Annotated in this window: 18 protein-coding genes; 7 read left to right on the forward strand and 11 right to left on the reverse strand. The window is 71.8% G+C overall.

Features of this window, described 5'->3' with window-relative positions:
• Positions 1-21: 21 nt before the first annotated feature.
• From ACFU97_RS31700 to ACFU97_RS31730, 7 genes are all read right to left on the reverse strand, one after another.
• Positions 22-933 (reverse strand): MerR family transcriptional regulator, encoded by a 912-nt coding sequence (locus ACFU97_RS31700; protein ID WP_384263576.1) that lies wholly within the window; start codon positions 931-933, stop codon positions 22-24.
• A 58-nt stretch (positions 934-991) separates the two neighbouring features.
• Positions 992-2179 (reverse strand): YncE family protein, encoded by a 1188-nt coding sequence (locus ACFU97_RS31705; protein ID WP_384263578.1) that lies wholly within the window; start codon positions 2177-2179, stop codon positions 992-994.
• Positions 2179-2988: a polysaccharide deacetylase family protein gene (locus ACFU97_RS31710; RefSeq protein WP_384263581.1), complete on the reverse strand. Its 810-nt coding sequence runs from the start codon at positions 2986-2988 to the stop codon at positions 2179-2181. Before ACFU97_RS31710 ends, ACFU97_RS31705 begins: the two co-directional genes overlap by 1 nt.
• 96 nt (positions 2989-3084) lie before the next feature.
• Entirely contained in the window at positions 3085-3588 is a 504-nt protein-coding gene (locus tag ACFU97_RS31715; RefSeq protein WP_384263583.1) for an ATP-binding protein, read from the reverse strand.
• A gap of 327 nt (positions 3589-3915) precedes the next feature.
• Positions 3916-4683 (reverse strand): enoyl-CoA hydratase/isomerase family protein, encoded by a 768-nt coding sequence (locus ACFU97_RS31720; protein WP_384263585.1) that lies wholly within the window; start codon positions 4681-4683, stop codon positions 3916-3918.
• A gap of 90 nt (positions 4684-4773) precedes the next feature.
• Positions 4774-6015: an Ig-like domain-containing protein gene (locus tag ACFU97_RS31725; protein ID WP_384263587.1), complete on the reverse strand. Its 1242-nt coding sequence runs from the start codon at positions 6013-6015 to the stop codon at positions 4774-4776.
• Between the two features lie 165 nt (positions 6016-6180).
• Positions 6181-7413: an Ig-like domain-containing protein gene (locus ACFU97_RS31730; protein ID WP_384263590.1), complete on the reverse strand. Its 1233-nt coding sequence runs from the start codon at positions 7411-7413 to the stop codon at positions 6181-6183.
• Positions 7414-7583: 170 nt separating this feature from the next.
• Between ACFU97_RS31730 and glgX the strand changes: the two genes are divergently transcribed.
• Positions 7584-9836, forward strand: a complete 2253-nt coding sequence (gene glgX / locus ACFU97_RS31735; protein ID WP_384263593.1) for a glycogen debranching protein GlgX — start codon at positions 7584-7586, stop codon at positions 9834-9836.
• Between the two features lie 17 nt (positions 9837-9853).
• Here the strand turns inward: glgX and ACFU97_RS31740 are convergent, their stop codons facing one another.
• The 4 genes from ACFU97_RS31740 to ACFU97_RS31755 are packed head-to-tail and all read right to left on the reverse strand — an operon-like array spanning position 9854 to position 13415.
• Positions 9854-10498, reverse strand: a complete 645-nt coding sequence (locus ACFU97_RS31740) for a response regulator (protein WP_384263595.1) — start codon at positions 10496-10498, stop codon at positions 9854-9856.
• Entirely contained in the window at positions 10488-11753 is a 1266-nt protein-coding gene (locus ACFU97_RS31745) for a sensor histidine kinase (RefSeq protein ID WP_384263598.1), read from the reverse strand. The genes ACFU97_RS31740 and ACFU97_RS31745 overlap by 11 nt, the downstream gene beginning before the upstream one ends.
• A gap of 25 nt (positions 11754-11778) precedes the next feature.
• The gene (locus ACFU97_RS31750; protein ID WP_384263600.1) at positions 11779-12513 is read right to left on the reverse strand and encodes an ABC transporter permease; all 735 of its coding nucleotides are present in this window, start codon (positions 12511-12513) and stop codon (positions 11779-11781) included.
• Complete coding sequence (locus ACFU97_RS31755) at positions 12510-13415, reverse strand: ATP-binding cassette domain-containing protein (RefSeq protein WP_384263602.1); 906 nt, start codon at positions 13413-13415, stop codon at positions 12510-12512. Before ACFU97_RS31755 ends, ACFU97_RS31750 begins: the two co-directional genes overlap by 4 nt.
• 145 nt (positions 13416-13560) lie before the next feature.
• Here ACFU97_RS31755 and ACFU97_RS31760 point away from each other — a divergent pair, with 145 nt between their 5' ends.
• The 6 genes from ACFU97_RS31760 (at position 13561) to ACFU97_RS31785 (ending at position 25011) form a co-directional block, all read left to right on the forward strand.
• On the forward strand, positions 13561-15360 hold the full coding sequence (locus ACFU97_RS31760; RefSeq protein WP_384263605.1) for an ABC transporter ATP-binding protein: 1800 nt from the start codon (positions 13561-13563) through the stop codon (positions 15358-15360).
• Positions 15357-17216, forward strand: a complete 1860-nt coding sequence (locus ACFU97_RS31765; RefSeq protein ID WP_384263607.1) for an ABC transporter ATP-binding protein — start codon at positions 15357-15359, stop codon at positions 17214-17216. Before ACFU97_RS31760 ends, ACFU97_RS31765 begins: the two co-directional genes overlap by 4 nt.
• 22 nt (positions 17217-17238) lie before the next feature.
• Positions 17239-19041 (forward strand): ABC transporter ATP-binding protein, encoded by a 1803-nt coding sequence (locus ACFU97_RS31770; protein ID WP_384263609.1) that lies wholly within the window; start codon positions 17239-17241, stop codon positions 19039-19041.
• Entirely contained in the window at positions 19038-20795 is a 1758-nt protein-coding gene (locus tag ACFU97_RS31775; protein ID WP_384263612.1) for an ABC transporter ATP-binding protein, read from the forward strand. The genes ACFU97_RS31770 and ACFU97_RS31775 overlap by 4 nt, the downstream gene beginning before the upstream one ends.
• A 274-nt stretch (positions 20796-21069) precedes the next feature.
• Positions 21070-23094, forward strand: coding sequence for a M4 family metallopeptidase (locus ACFU97_RS31780; RefSeq protein WP_384263615.1), 2025 nt, complete (start codon positions 21070-21072; stop codon positions 23092-23094).
• Between the two features lie 249 nt (positions 23095-23343).
• Complete coding sequence (locus tag ACFU97_RS31785; RefSeq protein ID WP_384263617.1) at positions 23344-25011, forward strand: M4 family metallopeptidase; 1668 nt, start codon at positions 23344-23346, stop codon at positions 25009-25011.
• Positions 25012-25144: the final 133 nt, after the last annotated feature.

The following is a 25144-nucleotide window of genomic DNA, read 5'->3' on the forward strand; positions in this document are numbered from 1 at the left end:
GGCGTACTGACGCTGGTCAGACTAACGGCCCGGATGCGCCTCCAGTGCGGCGACCACCCACCCGAACTCCTCCTCGTACGCCCGCACCGGCGTCCCCTTCAGCACGCCCAGCAGTTCGCGGTAGCGGGCGATGCGGATGGTGTGGGACGCCGTGATGCGCTCCAGGACCGCGGCGCGGTCGGCGTCCCCGAGGAGGTGGCGCAGCACCGTCTCGGCCTCCGGCGACTCGGGGGCGATCCCGTTCCCGCGCGCCTCGCCCACCAGCTCCACGAGCCGCTTGGCGAACCACATGGACGCGCCGGCGGGCGTGTCCGGGCCGCGGTCGGCGTGGTTGAACTCGGCCGCCTTGCGCATCTGCGCCCGGAACTCGGGGTCCTGCACCATCTCCGCGAGCTCCACCCACGCGTCGACCTGCTCGGGTGTCGGGTCGTCCGGCAGGTTCACCGCGGTGTTGCGCATCCGTTCGCGGATGTCCGGGTCGACGAGGTCGAGCCCGTGGAACATCTCCTCGACGAACTCTTCCATGATCCGCCTGCGCTCGGCCGCGGACAGCCTCGCCAGTTTGTTCATCAGGGTCATCTCCTGTGCGGTCGAACCGCGTCGCGCCACCGACGACAGCACCGCCCGCGTCACCCGCAACGTGCTGATCTGCGCGTCCAGCGCCACCACGTGCGCCGCCGCGACCTCCGCCACCGTCCGTTCCCCGGCCAGCACCCGGCGCACGTCCTCCAGCCCGAGCCCCAGCTCGCGCAGCGTGCGGATCAGCTCCAGCCGGGCGGCGGACGCGGCGTCGTAGAGCCGGTAGCCGCCCGAGGAGCGGGTCACCGGGGTGAGGACGCCCTCGTCGGACCAGTAGCGGATTGTGCGCACCGTCAGGCCGGTGGACCTGGCCAGCTCGCCGATGGTGAACAGTGCGGTGCCGTCGTCGCTCATGCCGACGAGTCTGGGCCTTCCAGTGGGTGGAGACTCAAGGAGCGCGGCGAGGCCGTGGTCAGCGGAAGACGCCCGTGTGGCCGAGGGAGTAGCGACCGGGCTGCGGGTACACGGCGAGACCGTGCGGGCCGCTGCCCACCTTGATGCGGGCCAGCTGCTCGCCGGTGCGGGTGTCGATCGCGTACACCTCGGCGTTGTAGCGCCCCGACAGCCACAGCACCTTGCCGTCCGCCGAGACGCCGCCCATGTCGGGGCTGCCGCCGTCGGGCAGCCGCCACTTCTTGGTGAGCCGGTTCTCCGTGAAGTCGAAGACGGAGATGGTGCCCTCGCCGCGGTTGGAGATGTACATCTCGCGCGAGTCGCGGCTGACGTAGATGCCGTGGGCGCCCTTGCCGGTATGCAGCAGGGTGGGCCGCGTGAACCTGTCGCCGTCCAGGATCCACACCCCGTCGGCCATCATGTCGGCGATGTAGAACCGCTTGCCGTCCGGCGAGATCTTGACGTCCTGCGGCATCGCGCCGTCGAAGGGCAGCTTCTCCTGGGCGACCACCTTCATCTTCTCGGTGTCGACCTTGAGCAGCTCGCCGCTGAACTCGCAGGAGACGATGAAGTAGCGGCCGTCGGCGGAGAAGTCGGCGTGGTTGACGCCGTAGCAGCTGACCGGGACGGTCTTCTCGCGCTTCATGGTGTGCGCGTCGCGGAAGACGAGTTCGCGGTCGAGGGAGGCCATGACGATCGCGTACTTGCCGTTGGGCGTGAAGTAGAGGTTGTACGGGTCGTGCACGTCGACGCTCTTGCCGGCCTTCCCCGTCCGCGGGTCGATGGGGGTGAGGGTGTTGCCCCGGTCGTTGTTGACCCACAGCGTCTTCAGGTCCCAGGACGGCACGACGTGCTGCGGCTGGGTGCCGACCGGGATCGTCTCGATGACCTTGTACGTCGTCGGGTCGATGACCGTGACGGTGTTGGAGTTGGTGTTGGGGACGTACACGCGGGACGGGAAGTCCCGGACCACCGGCGAGAGCCGGTTGGGGCGGTCGGCCGCGTACACGTCGGACGGGTCGAGGACCGGCGGCATGCCGGGCAGGCCGCCGACGGGCGCCTTCTGCTTCACCGGGGCGACGGCGGGATTGCTGCCGAGGGCCTCGTCCTTGTGCTTCCCGGGCGCGTCGGTGCACGAGGCGAGGGTGGAGAGCGCGGCGAGGGCGGCGGTGGCGGTGAGGGCGCGGGTGAGCCGGGTGGGGTGCATCAGCTGAACAACTCCGTGGTGGACACCGCGGACAGGCCGCGACGGGCGAGTTCTTCGAGTACGACGGGGAGCGCGGCGACGGTGTCCGGGTAGCCGAAGTGCAGGCTCACCACGGAACCGCCCCGGACCTCGCCGAGGACCTTGCGCGCCACGGCGTCCGCGCCGGGCCGGGTGTAGTCGAGCGAGTCGACGTCGTACGACAGCACGTGCGGGTAGCCGGCCTCGCGGGCCAGCCGCACGACCTGCGGCGAGGCGAGCGGGGCGCGGGAGGGGCGGAACCAGGTGCCGATGGAGCCGGTGAGCTTCTTCAGCCGGCCGGCGCACGCGGTGATCTCGGTGCGGGCGTCGGCCTCGGACATGGTGTTCACCGCGAGGTGGCGCTGGGTGTGGTTGCCGAGGTCGTGGCCGCCGTCGAGGATGCGGCGCGCGAGAGCCGGCTGGGCGTCGAGCCAGGTGCCGACGGCCAGGACGGTGAGGCGGGCGCCGTGCTTCTCGGCGGTGGTGAGCAGCGAGTGGGCGATGGCGGGGTCGCCCTGCCCGTGGAAGGTGAGGGCCACCCGGGGCCGGGTGCGCGGGCCGTGGACGAGCTGGGCGGGTTGGCCCGGGTAGCCGCGGGGGGACGGCGCGGGCGACGCGGCGGGAGCGTCGGCGTCCGCCTGCGCGGAGGGGCGGGCGGCGGTGTGCGCCACGGAGGAGGAGTGCGCGACGGTGCCGTTCGGCGCGCAGCCTGCGGTGAGGGCGCCCGCGGCGAGAAGCCCGGCGCCCGTGCGAAGCGCCGTCCGGCGGTCGGTCGAGGTCACCCGCCCCATTTAAAGGGTGATCAGTGGGAAATCGGGTGATTCATCCGATCGAGGGACACTCTTCGAGTCGCGCCGACGGGCGGGCAGAAAGGGGCCGGAGGCGCCCTAGCGGTCGGCCACCCGCATCTCGAACCAGGTCGTCTTGCCGCGCGGCAGCAGGTCGACCCCCCAGCGGTCGGAGAGCTTGTCGACCAGGAACAGGCCCCGCCCGCTGACATCCAGCTCCTGCACCGGCATCAGGCAGGGCAGGCCCCGGGAGGGGTCGCGGACCTCGATGCGGATCCAGCCCCGGCGGCGGCGCATCCGCAGGCCGAAGGTGCGGGCGCCGGTGTGCCGGACGGCGTTGCCGACGAGTTCGGAGACGAGCAGGACGGCGTCCTCGGTCATCTTGAGCGTGAGGCCCCACTGCCTCAGCACCACGACCTGGGTGAGCCGGCGGGCGGTGGCGGCGGACTCCGGGCGCGACGGCAGCGGAACCTCCGCCTCGGTCGGATTGCCGAACAAGTCGAGCGCCTTGAGCGCCTGTTCGTCCTCGACCGCGGGCGACCAGCGCGCCGCCGTCACACGGCCGTGTCCCCGCGGCTGTTCGATGCCCTCCAGCCCCGCCATGCCCCCATCATGGCCGCCCGGAGCGTCCTTCGGGGCCGTTCCAGGGGAATCCACCCCCCGGAACACACCATTCCGAATGATCGGTTCGGCATATGCCAACGGCAGATTGGGGGTGCTCGCAGCCCGTCTGGCCTGCGATGAAGGCTCATCGGATGGCAATCGACGGTCTCCCTCGACGAGACAGACTTAAGGTTACCTTAAGGCTCCCATAAACCGCCCCATCGAGGGACCCGGATCAGACACCGCGTCAATTGCAAGTGGTTCCACGGATGTTCACGGCTTCGCGTGACGGGAGGCAGAGCGGCCGCGGAAGCGGAGGGCGCGGGCTCAGAGGAACTTCGCCTTGCCCGGGCCCTCCTCCACGAAGCTCCGCATCCCGCGCTCGCGGTCCTCGGTGGCGAACAGGCCCGCGAACCAGTTCCGTTCGACGGCCAGGCCGGTCTCGATGTCCGTCTCCAGACCGGTGTCGATCGCCTCCTTGGCGGCCCGGAGGGCGATCGCCGGCCCCTGCGCGAGCTTCGCCGCCCACGCGTGCGCGGCCGTGTAGACCTCCTCGGCCGGCACCACGCGGTCCACCAGACCCAGCGTCAGCGCCTCGTCGGCCTTGACCATGCGACCGGTGAAGATGAGGTCCTTGGCCTTCGACGGGCCGACCAGACGGGACAGCCGCTGGGTGCCGCCCGCGCCCGGGATCAGGCCGAGCAGGATCTCGGGCTGGCCCAGCTTGGCGTTCTCCGCGGCGATCCGGTAGTCCGCGCACAGCGCCAACTCGCAGCCGCCGCCGAGCGCGTAGCCCGTGATGGCCGCCACCACCGGCTTGGGGATGCGGGCCACGGCCGTGAACGAGTCCTGCAGGGCGCGGGAGCGCAGGACCATCGCGGCGTGGTCCATGTTCTGCATCTCCTTGATGTCCGCGCCCGCCGCGAACACCTTCTCCCCGCCGTAGACGATCACGGCCCGCACGTCGTCGCGCCGGGTCGCCTCCTCGGCGAGTTCCTTCAGCCGGTCCTGCGTGGCGACGTCCAGGGCGTTCATCGGCGGACGGTCGAGACGGATGGTGCCGACGCCTTCGGCGACTTCGAGATTCACGGTCATGAAGGCAGGTTAACGGGCACTAACGGCGTTGGCCCCGGTGCGGTACCTCACACCGGGGCCGTAGGTCACGATCCGTGGACCGCGGGAGGGCTACGCCTTCCACTTCTCCCAGGACATGTTCCAGCCGTTGAGGCCGTTGGCCGGGTCGACGGTCTCGTCGTGGGAGCGCTTGACCACCACCACGTCGCCGATGATCGAGTGGTCGAAGAACCAGCCCGCGGGCACCTTGCGGTCGTAGCCGCCGCGCACGTCGCGCAGACCGACGCAGCCGTGGCTGGCGTTGTAGTTGCCGAAGGCGCCGCCGGCCCAGTAGTTGCCGTGGATGAAGGTGCCGGAGTCGGTCAGGCGCATCGCGTCGGGGACGTCCTTGATGTCGTACTCGCCGCCGTAGCCGACCGTCTCGCCGTTCATACGGGTCACCCGGAGCCGCTCGCTGATGACCATCTGGCCGTTCCAGGTGTCGTAGCCGGGCTTGCCGGTGGTGACGGGCAGGGTCTTGACGACCTTGCCGTCCTGGGTGACCTTCATCTTGTGGGTCTTGGCGTCCACGACCGAGACCTGGTTGCGGCCGATGGTGAACTTGACCGTCTTGGCCTGCTTGCCGTAGACGCCCTTGCGGCCCTCGACGCCGTCGAGGTTCATCTTGACCGTGACCTTCGTCCCGGACTTCCAGTACTGCTCGGGACGGAAGTCGAGGCGGTCGTTGCCGAACCAGTGGCCCTCGACGTCGACGGCCGGCTCGGTCGTGATGCTGATGGCCTTCTCGACGTCCGCGGGGTGGGTGATGCCCCGGGTGAAGCGGACGGAGAACGGCATTCCGACACCGACCGTGGAGCCGTCCTCGGGGGTGAAGTTGCCGATGAAGGTGTTCTGCGGGGTGAGGGTGGTGAAGGTCGAGTCCTCGGCCGCCTGGCGGCCCGCGGAGTCCTTGGCGACCGCGTGCACCGTGTATTTGGTGGACGCCGCCAGGTGCGTGGCGGGCGCCCAGGCGGTGCCGCCGCCGGTGATGGTGCCGGCTATCTTCGCGCCCTTGTCGTCCTTGACCTCGACGGCGGTGAGCTTGCCCTTGCCGGCACTCACCTTCAGCGCGCCGGTGGTGTCCACGGACTTGGCGCCGCTCCTGGGGCTGATGGTGACGACGGCTTCGGACTGCTTGGTCTGCGCCGCGTCCGCCCCCTTGGCCTTGCCGTCGTCGGCCGACCCGGAGCTCGAACCTCCCCCGCCGCACGCCGTGAGGGCCAGCAGCAGCACTCCGGATATGAGGACCGGCACCCCCCGGCGCCGGCGTCCGCTCGCGTCAACCGACGCCCCCGATATCGGCCACACGTTCAAGTTGCTCTCCCCTCGCCGGGCCTGGTCGGGCCCGCGCCCCGGCGCGTTTCACGCGCGCATTGGCGCATATTAACCGCAAGGTTTTGGGGATCGTGTCAGGTGAAGGTCACCGTTCAGTAGCAACATCGTTCCTCGCGCCCGACTCCATCCCCGCCTCCGCACCGGTCACTTGACCGCGCCGCCCGCTTTCCACTCCTTCCAGCCCATGTTCCACCCTCCGAGTCCGTTGTCGGGAGCGACCTTTTTGTCATTGCTGTTGACGACCTCGACCACGTCCCCGACCAGGCTGCGGTCGTAGAACCAGCCCGCGGGGGTGTCGGAGCTGCCGCCCTTCACGTCCCTGAGCCCCACGCATCCGTGGCTGACGTTGACGTGCCCGGGGGCGTCCGGCGCCCAGTAGTTGCCGTGCAGGAAGGTGCCCGAGTCGGTCAGGCGCAGGGCGTGCGGGACGTCCGGGATGTCGTACTCGCCGCCGAAGCCGACCGTGCGGCTGTTCATGCGGGTCACGTCGAGCATCTCCATCACCACCATCTTCCCGTTGTAGGTGGTGTGTTTGGGCGCCCCGGCGGTGATCGGCACGGTGCCCAGCAGTGCGCCGTCGCGGCGCACCTGCATGGTGTGGGCGGCCGCGTCCACCAGGGAGACCTGGCTGCGGCCGACGGTGAAGGAGAAGGTCTTGTGCTGGAGCCCGTAGACACCGCGCGCGCCCTCGACGTCGCGGAGCCTGAGGGAGACGGTGACCTGGGTGCCGGGCTTCCAGTACCGCTCGGGGCGGAAGTCGAGGCGGGCCTTGCCGAACCAGTGCGGGCGGACCTCGACCGCGGGCTTCGCGGTGACGCGGATCGCGCGCTCGACGGCAGCGCGGTGGTCGATCTCCCGGTTGAACTCCAGCGAGACGATCATCCCGGTGCCGACCGTGGAGCGGTTCTCCGGAGTGACGTAGCCGATGAAGCGCTCGTCGGGGACGTACGTGGTGAACGTCGTGTGCCGTGCGGAGCGGCGGCCGTGGCCGTCCAGGGCCACCGCGTCGACCGTGTACTTGGCGGCCAGCGACAGCCGCGGCTCAAAGGGCTCCCAGCGCAGGCCGTCCGCGGAGATGCGGCCGGGCACCGCGGAGTCCTGTGCGTCCTGGGACCGGACGACCTTCACCGACTCCAGGCGGCCGCTGGGCACCCGCACCAGGAGCTTGCGGCCCGGCCTGACGTCCTTGCTCCCGTCGTCCGGGGAGATGCGGATGACGTCCTCGGGTGCGGGGGCCTTGCCGAGGGCCTCCCCGATGTCGCTCCCGCCCGTCCCGTCCGAAGTGCAGCCGGCGGCTCCGGCCAGCAGTCCTGCCCATGTCAGTACGGCGGCCAGCGCGGCCCCCGCGCGCCGTGCGCGCCCTTGTCCTTGCCTCACGTGCTGCCCAACGACGCGGGCCCCCGGGGGAAACGTGAATGGGAGGTCACCGGGGTCGCCCGGGCGTCGTCTGGGCAGAACAGTGGGGAGGACGACGCGACGAGGAGCCGCGGCCGGGACGCCGTGCGCTCTTTTTCCAGGTCGTCCCACGAGCCGTGGGAGGCTGAGAGGTGTCCAGCGCAGCCGAGCAGGAGGCGGTGGCCGAGGGGCAGGCCGAAGGGGACGGGCAGCCGGCCGCCGCGGTCAACGGCGCGCCCCGGAAGATGCCGGGCGTGCCCGTGCGGCCGGGTTCCTCGACGCCCCTCGGTGCGAGGTTCCGGGTCGGCCAGGACGGGGTGGCGGGCACCAACTTCGCGCTGTGGGCGGGCGGGGCCGAGGCGGTGGAGCTGTGCCTGTTCGACGAGCACGGCAAGGAGACGCGGGCGCGGCTGACCGAGCTGACCCACGAGATCTGGCACGGCTTCGTCCCGGGCGTGATGCCGGGGCAGCGCTACGGCTACCGGGTGCACGGCCGCTGGGACCCGTGGACCGGCGGCCGCTGGAACCCGGCGAAGCTGCTCCTGGACCCGTACGCGCGCGCGGTGGACGGCGACTTCAGCCTGCCGCCGGAGGTGTACGGGCATGTGCGGGACTGGCCGCAGCAGCACGTGGCCGACACCGTCCGCGACGACCGCGACTCGGCGCCGTACGTCCCCAAGGGCGTGGTGGTCCACGACGACGACGACTGGGCCGACGACCGCCGCCCGAAGACGCCCTGGGCGGACTCGGTCATCTACGAGCTGCACGTCAAGGGCTTCACCAAGCTGCACCCCGGCATTCCCGAGGAACTGCGCGGCACCTACGCCGGGTTGGCGCATCCCGCCGCCGTCGAGCACCTGGTCCGGCTCGGCGTCACCGCCGTGGAGCTGCTGCCCGTCCACCAGTTCGCGCACGAGGACCACCTGCTGCGCCGCGGCCTGCGGAACTACTGGGGCTACAACTCGATCGGCTACTTCGCGCCGCACGCCGCGTACGCCGCGTCCGGGACCACGGGCCAGCAGGTCGGCGAGTTCAAGCGCATGGTGCGGGCGCTGCACGCGGCGGGCATCGAGGTCATCCTGGACGTGGTCTACAACCACACGGCGGAGGCCAACGAACTGGGTCCGACGCTCTCCCTGAAGGGCATCGACAACCGCGGCTACTACCGCCTGCAGTCCGACGCGCGGCGTTACGCCGACTACACCGGCTGCGGCAACACCCTGCACGTCGTGCAGCCGCACGTGCTGCGCCTGATCACCGACTCGCTGCGCTACTGGGTGACGGAGATGGGCGTGGACGGTTTCCGCTTCGACCTGGCCGCAGCGCTCGCCCGCTCGATGCACGACGTCGACATGCTGTCGCCGTTCCTCGCGGTCATCGCGCAGGACCCGGTGCTGCGGCGCGTGAAGCTGATCGCCGAGCCGTGGGACGTCGGCTCCGGCGGCTACCAGGTGGGCGCGTTCCCGCCCCTGTGGACGGAGTGGAACGACCGGTACCGCAACGCCGTACGGGACTTCTGGCGGGGCGCCCTGCCCGACGTACGGGACCTGGGCTACCGCCTGTCGGGCTCCAGCGACCTGTACGCCTGGGGCGGCCGGCGGCCGTACGCCTCGGTCAACTTCGTCACCGCGCACGACGGCTTCACCCTGCGCGACCTGGTGTCCTACGAGCGCAAGCACAACGAGGCGAACGGCGAGGGCAACCGGGACGGCACGGACGACAACCGGGCCTGGAACTGCGGCGCCGAGGGCGAGACGCCCGACGAGCGGGTACGCGCCCTGCGGCGGCGCCAGCTCAGGAACCTGCTGACCACACTGCTGCTGTCGACGGGCGTGCCCATGCTGGTCGCGGGCGACGAGCTGGGACGCACCCAGCGCGGCAGCAACAACGCCTACTGCCAGGACAACGAGATCAGCTGGCTGGACTGGGGGCTGCTCGAGGAGCCGGGCTGGAAGGCCCTGTTCGACCTCACGGCCCGGCTGATCGCCCTGCGCCACCGCCACCCGGTGCTGCGCCGCCGCGCCTTCTTCTCCGGCCGGGCGCACTCCGCGGACGGCCTGCGCGACCTGGCCTGGTTCACCGCGCGCGGCACGGAGATGACGGAACGGGACTGGTACGCGCCGGCCGCCACGCTCGGCATGTACCTCTCCGGGCGGGACATCCCGGGGCGCGACGAACTCGGCGACCCGGTCCTCGACGACAGCTTCCTCGCCGTCCTGCACGCGGGCGACCGGCCGGCGGCGTTCGTGCTGCCCGGGCCGCCGTGGGCGGAGCGGTACGAGGTCGTGGTCGACACCTCGTGCGAGGCCCAGGCCGAGGAGCCGGGGGTGGTGCACCGGTCGGGGACGTCGATCACGGTGCCGGCGCGGTCGGTCCTGCTGCTGAAGGTGTCGGCGGCCGGGTGAGCCGGGGCCCTCGCGCCCTAGCCGAGGATCCCGCGCTCGTACGCCGTCGCCACCGCCGCCGCGCGGTCGCTCACGCCCAACTTGGCGTAGAGGTGCGTGAGATGGGTCTTCACGGTCGCCTCGCTGATGAACAGTTCGCGGGCGATCTCGCGGTTGGAGGTGCCCCGGGCGACCAGCGCGAGGACCTCGCGCTCGCGGGCGGAGAGCGGCTCGCCGCCGGGGGTGCCGGGCGAGCGGACCGCGGAGACCAGCCGGGAGGCGACCGCCGGGGAGAGCACCGTGCGGCCGTCGGCCGCGGCGCGCACGGCGGTGAACAGTTCGTCGCGCGGGGCGTCCTTGAGCAGATAGCCCGTCGCCCCCGCCTCGATCGCGGGCAGGGTGTCGGAGTCGGTGTCGTACGTGGTCAGGACGAGGACCTTGGCGCGGGCGCCGCGGCGGGCGAGCTCCTTGATGGCGTCGACCCCGCCGCCGCCCGGCATGCGCAGGTCCATGAGGATCACGTCGGGGTCGAGGACGGCGGCGCGCTCCAGCGCCTCGACGCCGTTCGCGGCCTCGCCGAGGACGGTGAAACCGGGGGCCGCGTCGAACATGCCGCGCAGGCCGTCCCGTACGACGGGATGGTCGTCGACGATCAGCAGGGAGATCAGGGCGTCACTGGTCATGGCGGACCAACGGTACGCGAGCCGACAGCGCCGTGCCGTGCCCCGGTTCGGACTCCACGGCCAGTGAGCCGGCGATGCGTTCCGCGCGGGCCCGCATGCCGTCGAGGCCGAAGCCGCCCGCGCTGGTGCGGGCGGGCAGCGCCAGCGGGTCGAAGCCGGTGCCGTCGTCGCGGATGTCGAGGATGACCTCGTCGCCGAGGAAGGAGAGGGTGACGCCGACGCGGGTGGCGCGGGCGTGCCGGGCCGCGTTGGACAGGGCCTCCTGGACGATGCGCAGGAGGGTGGCCGAGACCTCCTCGTGGAGCTGCTCGGCGGTCCCGGTGACCGTGAACTCGGCCCGTACACCCGTCCGTTCGCCCCACTCGGCGACCGTCTTCTTCAGCGCCTCGGGCAGCCCGTCGTTCTCCAGCGCCACCGGCGCCAGGTTGTGCACGGAGCGGCGGGCCTCGCCGAGGCTGTGCCGGGCCAGCTCCATGGCCCGCCCGGTGTGCTCGCGGGCCTGGTCCCGGTCGGGCGCGTTCACCACGACCTGGAGCTGGGCGATGATCCCGGTCAGCCCCTGGGCGATGGTGTCGTGGATCTCGGCCGCCAGCCGCCGCCGCTCGTCGGCGACCCCGGCCTCCCTCGCCTGGACCAGCAGTTGGGCGTGCAGGGCGGCGTTCTCGTCGAGGGCCTGCTGCAGCGCCGTGTTGGTGCGCTCCAGCTCGGCGATGGTCTCGGTGCGCTCGCGGGAGCGCTGCGCCTCCTGCTCGGTGAGGTGCGCGACCACCATCTGCAGACCGGAGTTGGCGACCAGCAGCGCGGCGAAGACGGTCCACTGGAGCGCGCCGTGGAACGGCACTCCGCCGGCCTGCGCGCCGGCCACGGTGGCCGCGCTCGCGAGCAGTCCGAGCCGGTGCCACCGGCCGGGGAGGGTCTCGTCGGCGTCCATGAAGCCGGTGGCGGCGTAGAACGCGAAGAACGGGTTGAGGTAGGTCAGGCCGAAGGCGAGGGCCCAGCGGACGGTGTAGTACGCCGTCCCGGCGCGGGACGGCGTCCGGCGCCGGTCGGGCCCGTCGGGCCGGGTGCTGTGCCACCACAGCTGGAGCGCGATCGCACCGGCGATCAGGCTCCAGGCGGCGTACCACTTGGCCGCGGGCGCATGCGGGTCGGCGGTGGCGAGGGCGAGGACGACACTGATGCCCAGCAGCCCGTACGGCCCCCAGGTGTGAAACTGCTCCCAGCGCCGGTCCAGGTGCGTGTCCACCACGGTCATGTCCCCAGTCTGCACGGCCGGCCGCCTACTCCCAGCGGAACCAGCGCGTGGCCGCCCCCGTCAGCAGCAGGATCCACACCGCCAGCACGCCCAGGTGGCTCCAGCCCGGCCAGTGCCCCGCGGCGGCCTGATTGAGGGCCTGTGCGGCGGCGCCGAACGGCGTGTACCCGACGATCCTGCCGAGCAGGTGCGGCATGGCCTGCACCGGCAGCCACACGCCCGCGCAGAACATCGAGGGGAAGAACACCGCGGACCCGATCGCACCCGCGATCTTCGTCGTACGGGACAGCGCCGACACCACCGATCCGAGAGCGAGGGCCACCAGGACGGCGAGCAGCAGGGCGAGGACGTATCCGGCGCCCTGCTTCGGCAGCCGTACCGCGAAGGCGAGCCTGCCGACCACGAGCACCAGCAGCGCCGACAGCAGCGAGGCGGCGCCGAACACCACCATCTGCGCGGACAGCAGGGAGCCGGGGCGGACGGGCGTGGTGGCCATCCGGCGCAGGATGCCGCGCTCCCGGTAGCCGGTCAGGGACTGCGGCATGGACTGCAGGCCGCCGACGATCAGGCCGAGCAGCACGGCCACCGGGACGTAGGCGTCGATGGTGCGCAGGCCGCCGAGGTCGTCCTGGTGCTGCCGGAAGGACGGGATGGAGCCGAGGATCAGCAGCAGCAGGGTCGGGAAGAGCAGGATCCAGAAGACGGCGCCGGGTTCGCGGCGGAAGAGGCGGACCTCGGTCCGCAGGACGGCGGTGCTCATGCCGCGGTCTCCTTCGTCAGGTCGAGGAAGGCGTCGTCGAGCGTGGCGTCCACGACGCGGAGCTGGTGGGCGGTGACGCGGTGGCGGGCGAGCAGCGTGATGACGGCGTTGACCGTCTCGTCCGTGCCGGTCAGCGTGATCCGGCCGTCCCGGTGCTCGACCGAGGCGAGTTCGGGCAGCGCGTTGAGGTCACGCTCGTCCAGCGGCGCGGACGGCGTGAAGCTGATGACGGTGGAGCCCGCCGAGCGCCGGATCAGCCCGGACGGGGTGTCCAGGGCGGCCACCCGGCCCTTGTCGATGACGGCGATCCGGTCGCACAGCCGCTGCGCCTCCTCCATGAAGTGGGTGACGAGCAGGACGGTGACGCCGCCGGCCCGGACGTCCTCGATCAGCTGCCAGGTGTCCCGGCGCGCCCGCGGGTCCAGGCCGGTGGTGAGCTCGTCGAGGACGACGACGCGGGGGTTGCCTATCAGGGCGAGCGCGATGAACAGGCGCTGCTTCTGCCCGCCGGAGAGCTTGCCGAACCGGGTGGTCAGCTTGGCGGTCAGGCCCAGGCGTTCGGCGAGCGGCGCCCAGTCGAGCGGGCCCGGGTAGAAGGAGGCGTACAGCTCCAGCGCCTCGCGGACGGTGAGCTTGGGCTGCAGCTCGCTCTGCTGCAGCTGGGCACCGAGGACGCGGGACACGCGCGCGTGGTCGGCGACGGGGTCGAGGCCGGTGACCCGGACGCTGCCGCCGTCGGGGACGCGCAGCCCTTCGACGCACTCGACGGTCGTGGTCTTGCCGGCGCCGTTCGGGCCGAGGATGCCGAAGATCTCGCCCTCCTCGACGGCGAAGGAGACGCCGTCGACGGCGGGCCGGCCGCCGTAGGACTTGCGCAGATCGGTGACTTCGATGACAGGCATGGCATCAGAGTCCCGGCAGGCCGGGGTCCGCCACATCGGCCGTCGCGCTCGAAGGGGCATCAACCGATCGGTTGATGCCGGGGTACGACCGGACCGGCCAAAACTCGGTGGGCGTTGTCGGTGCCGGTCCGTAGGCTCACATCCGATGCCCACTACACACGCCGCCGCAGAAGAACCCGGGGAGACCACCGAACGATCCGCCGTACGCACCCTGCTGCGTCTGTGGCCGTATGTGCGGCCCGTGCGGGTACGCCTGTTCACGGCCGCGTCGGTCGCCGTGGTCGCCTCGTGCACGGGGCTGGTGATCCCGCTCGTCCTGAAGTGGATGGTCGACGGGCCGGTCGCCGGCCGGGACCCGGCGGGCGTCTGGCTCGGGGCGCTGTACCTGCTGCTCCTCGGAGTCGCGGAGGCCCTGCTGTTCGGACTGCGGCGCTGGCTCGTGGCGCGGCCACTGGCGGGCGTCGAGGCGGGCATGCGCGCGGACCTGTACCGGCATCTGCAGCGCCTGCCCGTCGCCTTCCACGACCGCTGGGCCTCCGGGCAGCTGCTGTCGCGGGGGACGACGGACCTGATGCTGCTGCGTCAGTTCCTCGCCTTCCCGATGACGTTCCTTCTGGTCAACGGCGTGACGATTCTGGTCGGCGTGATCATCATGCTGCTCCAGGACTGGACGCTCGGACTGGTGATCCTCGGTCCCGCCGTCCCCGTGATCGTCACCTGCGCCGTCTTCGAGAAGCGCTACGCCCGCGCGGCGCGCCGGGCGCAGGACCAGGTCGGCGACCTCACCACGGTCGTCGAGGAGAGCGTCCTCGGCATCCGCATCATCAAGGGCTTCGGACGCCACCGCAGCCAGGCCCGCGCCTTCCGCGACCTCGCACGCACCCTGCGCGGGACGGAACTTCGCAAGGCCGGCCTGCTCGCCACGATCTGGGGCGTCATCGTGACCCTCCCGGAGGCCGCGATCGGGGCGGCCCTGGTCCTCGGCACGGTCCAGGTGGCCGACGGCTCCCTGTCCGCGGGCACCCTGGTGGCCTTCCTCTCGACCGCCCTGGCCCTGCGCTGGCCGGTCGACTCCATCGGCTTCCTGCTGGCGATGAGCCAGGAGGCGGCGACGGCGACGGAGCGCTTCTTCGAGGTCATGGACGCGCGTCCGGAGACCTCGGTGCCGGGAGCGGCCCCGCCGCACCCCGAGGGCGCGGGACTCCGCTTCGACGACGTCCGGTTCCGCTACCCGGACGCGCCCGCGGACTCCCCGCCCGTCCTCGACCGGATCGACCTGCACGTCCGGCCCGGCGAGTCCATGGCGCTGGTGGGCGCGACGGGCAGCGGCAAGACGACCCTCACCGCCCTCGTCCCCCGCCTCCACGAGGTCACCTCCGGCCGCATCACCCTGGACGGCGAGGACATCACCGCCATGTCCCGGGAGGAGCTGCGCGCGAAGGTGGCCATGGCCTTCGAGGAACCCACCCTCTTCTCCGCCACCGTCGCGGACAACGTCCTCATGGGTGGCGGGGACACCGCCGGCGCGGCCGACCTGAACCGTGCCCTGGCCGTCGCCCAGGCGGACTTCGCCCACGCGCTCCCCCAGGGCACGGACACCGAGGTGGGCGAGCAGGGCCTCAGCCTCTCCGGAGGTCAGCGCCAGCGTCTCGCGCTCGCCCGGGCCGTCGTCGGCAGACCGAGATTCCTCGTCCTGGACGACCCGCTGTCCGCCCTGGACGTGCACACCGAGGCCGCCGTGGAGGCCGCGCTGCGCGACGTGCTGGCGGACACCACCGCGCTCATCGTGGCGCACCGCCCCTCCACGGTCCTGCTCGCCGACCGCGTCGCCCTGCTCTCCGGCGGCCGGATCACCGCCGTCGGCACGCACCACGAACTGCTGCGTACGAACGCCGAGTACGCGCACCTGATGTCCGGGATCGGAGAAGCGGAGGACGACCGATGACGGCTCCGACCACGTCCGCGCCCACGGCGGACGACGACCCGGACCTCCCCCTCCCCAAGGACACCGGCGACCCCTTCGACCGGGACGTCCTGCCCTCTCCCCCGGGCGCCACCGCCACGCTGCTGCGCTCCCTGCTCGCCCCGATGAAGGGGCGCGTCGCCTTCACCACGGTCCTGCTGCTGCTCCAGCAGGCGGCCGTGCAGGCGGGCCCGCTGCTGGTGGCGTACGCGATCGACAGCGCCGTGCCCGCGTTCCGGGACCACGACCACGGGCCGCTGATCGCGGTGGCCGTCGCCTATCTGCTGTGCGCGCTGGTCTCCGGCGGGCTGCAGTCCGCGTTCATCCTCGCCTCCGCCCGCGTCAGCCAGGACGTGCTGCTCGATCTGCGCGGCCGTATCTTCCGCCACGCGCAGGCTCTCAGCATCGACTTCCACGAGCGGTACACGAGCGGCCGCCTGATCTCCCGTTCGACGGCGGACGTGGAGTCGCTCAGGGAGCTGCTCAACGAGGGCCTGCAGGAACTCATCACGGTCGTCCTGTCGTTCGTCTACATCTCGGCGATGCTGCTCTGGCTGGACCTCGGGCTCGGCGCCGTGGCGGTGGCGTCCTTCGTGCCGCTGTACCTGCTCGTCCGGGTCTACCAGCGACGTGCGGTGCGGGTGTACCGGGTGCGGTCCACCGCCATCGCGGCCGTCATCGTGAAGTTCGTCGAGACCATGAACGGCATCCGCCCGGTGCGCGCCTTCCGCCGCGAGGCCGCCAACGACGCCGCCTTCCGGGTGCTGAACCGGCGGCACGAGCGGGTCAACGGCGACGCGCTGCTGGAGATGGCCCGCTACGTGGTGGGCTCCCGGCTGGTCGCCAACACGGCCGTCGCGGGGATCGTGCTGTGGGGCGCGTACCGGGTGGCGGGCGGCTCGCTGGAACTGGGCGTGCTGGCGGGCGCGGTGCTGTATCTGCGGCGGCTGTACGACCCCATCGACCGGCTCGGCATGTTCCTGAACGCGTACCAGTCGGCGGCCGCCTCCCTGGAGAAGATCGCCGGGCTGCTCGCGCAGACCCCGTCCGTGCCGGAGCCGGCGGCCCCCGTGGAGCTGCCGCGGCTGGAGAGCGAGCACCCGGGCCGCGCGGTCGTCTTCGACGGGGTCGGCTTCGGCTACCGCACCGGCGGCGAGGTCCTGCCCCGCTTCGATCTCACGGTCCCCGCCGGGCAGACGGTCGCCGTGGTCGGCTCGACCGGCGCCGGCAAGTCGACCCTGGCCAAGCTGCTCGCGCGCTTCTACGACCCCTCCGCGGGCCGGGTCCTGCTGGACCGCGTCGACCTGCGCGAGCTGTCGGTGGCCGACCTGCGGCGCGGGGTGGTGATGGTCACGCAGGAGGCGTTCCTGTTCTCCGGCACGGTCGCCGAGAACATCGCCATCGGCCGCCCGGACGCGACCCGGGAGGAGATCGAGCGGGCCGCGAAGGCGATCGGGGCGCACGAGTTCATCGGCGCGCTGCCGGACGGGTACGACACGGACGTACGCAAACGGGGCGGCCGCATCTCCGCGGGCCAGCGCCAACTCGTCGCGTTCGCACGGGCGTTGCTGGCGGACCCGGCCGTGCTGATACTCGACGAGGCGACCAGCTCGCTCGACGTCCCGGGCGAACGGGCCGTGCAGCGGGCGATGTCGACGGTCCTGCAGGGGCGTACGGCGATCGTCATCGCGCACCGCCTGTCGACCGTCGAGATCGCGGACCGGGTCCTGGTCATGGAGCACGGCAGGATCGTCGAGGACGGCAGCCCGGCCGAACTCGTCGCGGGCACAGGGCGGTTCGCGGATCTGCACCGGGCGTGGCGCGACAGTCTGGCGTAGGGATCAGGGGAGCGGGGGTCGGATGATCGACGCGTACGAGGAGCCGGGTGAGCCCGACTGCCGCGGGGGCGGGCGCTATCTGTGGTGGCTGGTGCGGTGCCAGCCGGGCCGGTCGCTGGCCGGTGCGGTGCTCGGCAGCGTGTGGATGGTGCTGCTGGCGGCGACGCCGTATCTGCTGTCCCGGGCGATCGACGAGGGGCTGGAGCCCGGTGACTACCCGGCGCTGGCGGGCTGGACGGCCGCGCTGTTCGCGGTCGGGGCGTTCAACGCCTGGCTGAGCATCATGCGCCATCGCACCATGACCCGGGTGCGGATGGACGCCAACTTCCGCACCGTGAAGGTGGTGGTGGCGCAGTCGGTCCGGCTGGGGGCGGCACTGCAGCGCCGGGTCGGGTCCGGGGAGGTCGTCACCATCGGGGTGGGCGACGTGCAGACGATCAGCCAGTCCCTGACGGTCGTCGGGCCCGGGGTCGGCGCGGTCGTGGCGTATCTGGTGGTCGCCGGTCTGCTGCTGTCGATCTCCCCGCTGATCGCCTCGGTCGTCCTGCTCGGGATCCCGCTGATCGTCGTCCTCGTCGGCCCGCTGCTCGCCCGGCTCCAGGGCGCGGAGGCCGAGTACCGCGAGCGCCAGGGCGTGCTCACCGCGCGGATCGCGGACCTCGCGGGCGGCCTGCGCGTCCTCAACGGCCTCGGCGGCAAGGGCCTGTTCGCCGACGCCTTCCACCGCGACTCGCAGCATCTGCGCCGGCAGGGCTACCGGGTCGGCGCGGTGACCAGCTGGGTGCAGGCGCTCGGCGTCGGGCTGCCGACGCTCTTCCTCGCCGTGGTGACCTGGCTCGCGGCCCGCCTCGCCGCCCAAGGCACCATCAGCATCGGCGAGTTGGTCTCGGTCTACGGCTTCGTGGCGGTCCTGGTGGGCCCGGTCGCCTTCTGGGTCGAGTGCGGCTACCAGATCAGCCGCGGCCTGGTCGCCGCCCGCCGGGTCGTGCGCTTCCTGCAGCTCCAGCCGCTGGCCGACCTCGGCACCCGCGACGCCCCCGCACGGCCGTCGCCCCTGCACGACCCGCAGTCGGGCGTCCGGGTGCTCCCCGGCAGCCTGACCGCGCTGGCCTGCGCCCGCCCGTCGGACGCGGCGTCCGTCGTCGACCGCCTGGGCCGCTACGCCCCCTCCACGGCGACCTGGTCCGGCATCCCCCTGGACGAGATCCCCCTCCCCCGGATCCGCCGCCGCATCCTGGTCGCGGACCACGAGGCAGACCTCTTCGCAGGCACCTTGCGCGAAGCGGTGGGCGGCAGGTTTGCCAGGGGCGCGGGACCGTACCGGCACGCGGCTCCGCCGCGGGGCGCGACCAGCCACGACGAACCCGCACCCGCCGACGAACACCCCCCGGCGAATGAAGACGCGCACCTCACCCGGGCCCTTCGCACCGCAGCCGCGGAGGACATCGTCCAGGCCCTCCCGAGCGGCCTCGACTCGGCCATCGACGCCCAGGCCAGAAACCTCTCCGGAGGCCAGCGCCAGCGCATCCGCCTGGCGAGAGCCCTCGTCGCCGACCCCGAGGTACTGCTCGCCGTGGAACCGACCTCCGCCCTCGACGCCCACACCGAAGCCCGCGTCGCGCAGCGCCTGCGGACCGCCCGCCAGGGCCGTACGACCGTGGTCACGACCACCTCCCCCCTGGTCCTGGACCACGCCGACACCGTGTACTACCTGGTCGACGGCAAGGTCGCGGCCACCGGAAGACACCAGGAACTGCTGGACACCGAGCCGGGATACCGCGCCCTCGTGGCCCGGGACGCCGACGCCGAGGAGGTCGTACGGTGACGGCGACGGCATCGGGCCGGCTGCCCGTCGCAGACCGTGCCGACGTGCGCCGGGCCGTCGTACGGCTGCTGCGGGCCGACCGCGGGGCGTTCGCCGCCGTGCTCGCGCTCAACGCGCTCGCCGCCGCCGCGGGTCTGGCCGGCCCCTGGCTGGTCGGCCGGATCGTGGACGAGGTCAAGGCCGGCGACGGCGTCCACGCGGTGGACCGCCTGGCCCTGTGGATCCTGCTCTGCTCCCTCGCCCAGCTGGTGCTCGCCCGCTGGGCCCGCTACGTCGGCCACCGCTTCGGCGAGCGGACCCTGGCCCGGGTGCGGGAGCAGTTCGTGGAGCGGACCCTCGCCCTGCCCGCCGCCGTGGTGGAACGGGCCGGCACCGGCGACCTGACGGCCCGCGGCACGGCCGACGTGGCCATGGTCGGCACCACGCTGCGCGACGTCGGGCCCGAGCTGCTCATCAACACCGTGCAGGCGGTGTTCCTGCTCGGCGCGGTGTTCTGGCTGAACCCGCTGCTCGGCGCGTGCGGCCTGCTCGGCCTGATCGGCATCTGGTGGGCGCTGCGCTGGTATCTGCGCCGGGCCCGCGACGGCTACCTCGCCGAGGGCGCCGCCACTTCCGACATCGCGGAGATCGTCGCGGCGACGGCCTCCGGCGCCCGCACGGTCGAGGCGCTGCGGCTGGAGAAGCAGCGGATCGCGGCGAGCCGGGACGCGCTGGAGACCTCCCGGCGCACCCGCCTCTACACGCTGTTCCTGCGCACCGTGTTCTTCCCGTCCGTGGAGGTCTCCTACCTGGTGCCCGTGGCGGCCGTGCTGCTGGTCGGCGGCGTGCTGCACGGCCGGGGCACGCTGAGTCTGGGCGCGGTGGTGGCCGCGGCCCTGTACCTCCAGCGGCTGAGCGGCCCGCTCGACGAGATCCTGATGCGGATCGAGCAACTCCAGAACAGCGGCGCCTCGTTCGCCCGCGTGGAGGGCCTGGCCCGGGCCCCGCGCACCCGGGAGACCGGGGCGCCGGCACCGGCGGACGACCGGTTCGACGTGACCGCGGTGCGGTACGCCTACGACCGCGGCGGCGAGGTGCTGCGCGGGGTGGACCTGACCGTGCGGCCGGGTGAGCGGCTGGCCGTGGTGGGCCCCTCCGGCGCGGGCAAGACCACGCTCAGCCGGCTGCTCGCGGGCGTCGACGCGCCGACCGAGGGCACGGTGACGGTCGGCGGGGTGCCGGTGGTCGCGCTCGGACCGGAGCAGCTGCGCCGCCAGGTCGTGCTGGTCACCCAGGAGCACCACGTGTTCCTCGGCACGGTCCGCGACAACCTGCTGATCGCCGAACCGGCCGCCACGGACGCGCAGTTGTGGGCCGCGCTCGCGGCGGTCGGCGCCGACGACTGGGTGCGGGAGCTGCCGGGCGGCCTCGACACGGCGCTCGGCGACGGGGGGTGCCGCACCGACGGCTCCCAGGCGCAGCAACTCGCCCTCGCCCGCGTGGTGCTGGCCGACCCGCACACGCTGATCCTCGACGAGGCGACGGCGCTGCTGGACCCGGCGACGGCCCGGCACACCGAACGCGCCCTGGCTGCCGTGCTGGAGGGCCGCACGGTCGTCGCCATCGCGCACCGCCTGCACACCGCGCACGACGCGGACCGGGTGGCCGTGATGGAGGACGGCCGGCTCAGCGAACTCGGCACGCACGAGGAGCTGGTGGCGGCCGAGGGGGCGTACGCGGCGCTGTGGCGGACGTGGCACGGGGACCGCACCTGACGTCCATCGACCACGTTTCCGGATAACGAACACGAACAACCGGACAACGAACCAAATTCGGCCAAGTTTCTGACGCGCGCCTGACAGAAAGCGCCATCCGGTGCCACGCTTCCCACGGCCGCTTCACAGCAACCCCACAGAAACACCTCGCTGTGTCGTCACGGCCGCGCACCTGGTTCCGCATTGGTTCTGCACAGCTCTGCCCGGACGGTCGACCCACCGTCCGGATCTCCCCTGGCCGCGCAACCCCGCGGCCACGCAGAAGGAGTCAGTGTTGAGAAGCAATATCTCTCGCAGACGCACCTCCCACATCGTCGCCGTCGCCGGCGTCACCGCGCTGCTCGCCGCGGCCGTCCAGTCGGGCGCCGCCTCCGCCGCCCCCGCCCGGCCCTCGGCGGGAAAGGTCAACCCCGCCCACACGGCCGTGCAGCTCACCGCCTCCCAGCGCGCGGAGCTGATACGCGACGCCGACACCGCCCGCGCGCAGACCGCCCGCGACATCGGCCTCGGCGCCAAGGAGAAGCTCGTCGCCCGTGACGTGGTCAAGGACGCCGACGGCACCGTTCACACCCGCTACGAGCGCACCTACGACGGCCTGCCGGTCCTCGGCGGCGACCTCATCGTCGACACCGCCAAGTCGGGCGCGACCAAGCAGGTCATCAAGGCGACGAACGCCGCCATCAAGGTCCCCGACGTCACCCCGGACATCACCAGGGCGGCCGCCGAGCAGCAGGCCGTGAAGCGTGCGCAGGCCCTCGGCTCGACGAAGGCGACCGCCGACAGCGCGCGCAAGGTGATCTGGGCGGCGAGCGGCCGGCCCGTCCTCGCCTACGAGACCGTCATCGGCGGCCTCCAGGACGACGGCACCCCCAACCAGCTGCACGTCATCACCGACGCGGCCACCGGCAAGAAGCTCTACGAGTACCAGGGCATCGAGAACGCCACCGGCACCGGCAACACCCAGTACAGCGGCACGGTCTCGCTGACGACGACGCAGTCGGGCTCCTCCTACACGCTGACCGACGGCGACCGCGGCGGCCACAAGACGTACAACCTGAACCACGGGACGTCCGGCACCGGCACGCTGTTCTCGCAGACGAGCAACACCTGGGGCAACGGCACCACGTCGAACGCGGCGACGGCGGGCGCGGACGCCCACTACGGCGCGGCGGTCACCTGGGACTTCTACAAGAACACCTTCGGCCGCAGCGGCATCAAGAACAACGGCGTCGGCGCCTACTCCCGCGTCCACTACGGCAACTCGTACGTGAACGCGTTCTGGGACGACAGCTGCTTCTGCATGACCTACGGCGACGGCTCCGGCAACGCCGACCCGCTGACCTCCCTCGACGTGGCCGGCCACGAGATGAGCCACGGCGTCACCTCGAACACGGCCGGACTCAACTACACCGGTGAGTCGGGCGGGTTGAACGAGGCGACCTCCGACATCTTCGGCACCGGGGTGGAGTTCTACGCCAACAACTCCTCCGACGTCGGCGACTACCTCATCGGCGAGAAGATCGACATCAACGGCGACGGCACCCCGCTGCGCTACATGGACAAGCCCAGCAAGGACGGCGCGTCCAAGGACAGCTGGTACTCCGGGCTCGGCGGCCTGGACGTGCACTACTCGTCCGGCCCCGCGAACCACTTCTTCTACCTGCTGAGCGAGGGCAGCGGCGCCAAGGTCATCAACGGCGTCAGCTACAACTCGCCGACGGCGGACGGGCTTCCGGTCACCGGCATCGGCCGGGACAAGGCGCTGCAGATCTGGTACCGGGCGCTGACCACGAAGTTCACCTCCACCACCAACTACGCGGCCGCCCGCACCGGCACGCTCGCGGCGGCGGGTGAGCTGTACGGCACCACGTCCGCCGAGTACAAGGCCGTGCAGGACGCCTGGGCCGGCGTCGCGGTCGGTTCGCGCTCCGGGGGCGGCGGGGGCGGCGGCACGTCCTTCGAGAACACCACCGACGTGTCGATTCCGGACAACGGCCCGGCCGTGACGTCGTCCATCACCGTCTCCGGCCGCACGGGCAACGCCCCGTCGAACCTTCAGGTTTCGGTCGACATCGTGCACACCTGGCGCGGTGACCTGGTGATCGACCTGCTGGCCCCGGACGGGACGGCGTACCGCCTGAAGAACTTCAGCGGCTCCGACTCGGCGGACAACGTCCAGCAGACCTACACGGTCAACGCCTCCTCCGAAGTCGCCAACGGAACCTGGAAGTTGCGGGTGCAGGACCAGGCTGCGCAGGACACCGGCTACATCAACAGCTGGAAGCTCACCTTCCCGTAGACCGAGACGGGACCCCAAGTCAGGGCGCCGCTCCGGAGGTTCGAATCCCCGGGGCGGCGCCCTCCTGTTCCGCCCGCTGTTACATGACCGCAAAGTTCACCCGGCAGTCGAATTTCAGCCAACATCACTTGAGGGTCCTGACATGTACGCATCGCCGGTGTCACTCTTCCTCACAACCGCCGCACAAATTCACTCCGCTTCCGGCCCGGGCGCCCCACGCCGAGCCGGCCCCCACTTCAAGGAGCTTGTGTGACCACCCCCCGCTACGCGCGTCACAAGCGCTCAAGCCTGGCCATCGCCACCGCCGTCGCCGCCGGAGCCCTGCTCACCAGCGGACTCGCCGCCGGTACGGCATCGGCCCAGGTCCCGTCCGACCAGACGGGCAGGGCCACCCTCGCCGCCGCGCCCACCGCGCTCTCGGCGGCAGCCCGTACCTCGCTCGTGCAGCAGGCCCAGGCCGACATAGCCCGGACGGCCCAGAAGATAGGCCTCGGCGCCAAGGAGAAGCTGGTCGTCAAGGACGTCGTCAGAGACGCGGACGGCACGCTGCACACCCGCTACGAGCGCACCTACGCGGGCCTGCCCGTCCTCGGCGGCGACCTGGTCGTCCACACCTCGAAGGCCGGAAAGACCGAGGGTGTGACGAAGGCGAACTCGGCCACCATCAAGGTCGCCTCGCTCAAGGCGCAGGTCACCCCGGCCGCGGCCGAGAAGCAGGCGGTCAGCGCCGCCAAGACGCTCGGCTCCGCCAAGTCCGCTGCCGACGGCGCCCGCAAGGTCATCTGGGCCGGCTCCGGCAAGCCCGTCCTCGCCTACGAGACGGTCGTCGGCGGCCTCCAGGACGACGGCACCCCCAACCAGCTGCACGTCATCACCGACGCTGCCACCGGCAAGAAGCTCTTCGAGTACCAGGGCATCGAGAACGCCACCGGCACCGGCAAGACGCTGTACTCGGGCACGGTGAGCCTCACCACGTCCGGCTCGGGCTCGTCGTACACGCTGACCGACGCCTCGCGCGGCAACCACAAGACGTACAACCTGAAGCACGGCACGTCCGGCACCGGCACGCTGTTCACCGACACGGACAACGTCTGGGGCACCGGCACCGCCTCCAGCTCCGCGACCGACCAGACCGCCGCGGCCGACGCCGCCTACGGCGCGCAGGAGACCTGGGACTTCTACAAGGCCACCTTCGGCCGCAGCGGCATCAAGAACGACGGTGTCGGCGCCTACTCCCGCGTGCACTACGGCAACTCGTACGTGAACGCGTTCTGGGACGACAGCTGCTTCTGCATGACGTACGGCGACGGCTCCGGCAACAACCACCCGCTGACCGCGCTGGACGTGGCCGGCCACGAGATGAGCCACGGCGTCACCTCGAACACCGCGGGCCTGAACTACTCGGGTGAGTCCGGCGGCCTGAACGAGGCCACCTCGGACATCTTCGGCACCGGCGTGGAGTTCTACGCCAACAACTCGACCGACAAGGGCGACTACCTCATCGGCGAGAAGATCGACATCAACGGCGACGGCACCCCGCTGCGCTACATGGACAAGCCCAGCAAGGACGGCGGTTCGGCCGACTACTGGTCCTCCGGCGTCGGCAACAAGGACGTGCACTACTCGTCCGGTGTCGCGAACCACTTCTTCTACCTCCTGTCGGAGGGCAGCGGGGCCAAGGTCATCAACGGCGTGAGCTACAACTCGCCGACGTCCAACGGCTCGACGGTCACCGGCATCGGCCGGGACAAGGCGCTGCAGATCTGGTACAAGGCGCTGACCACGTACTTCACCTCGACGACCAACTACTCGAAGGCGCGCGCGGGCACGCTGTCCGCCGCCTCCGCCCTGTACGGCGCGAGCAGCGCCGAGTACAAGGCGGTGGCCGCGGCCTGGTCCGCGGTCAACGTGAACTGACCCGAGGGGGGTTGGCGGGGGGGGGGGGGGGAGGGGGAGGGTGGGAGGGGCGGGAGGACGTTTTTTTTTTTTTGGCTTTGGGGGGTGCGATGCGGCGGGGAGGGGCGGGGGAGGGAAATAAGGGTGTTTGTGT

The sequence above is a fragment of the Streptomyces sp. NPDC057616 genome (assembly GCF_042800575.1).
Lineage (GTDB): Bacteria > Actinomycetota > Actinomycetes > Streptomycetales > Streptomycetaceae > Streptomyces.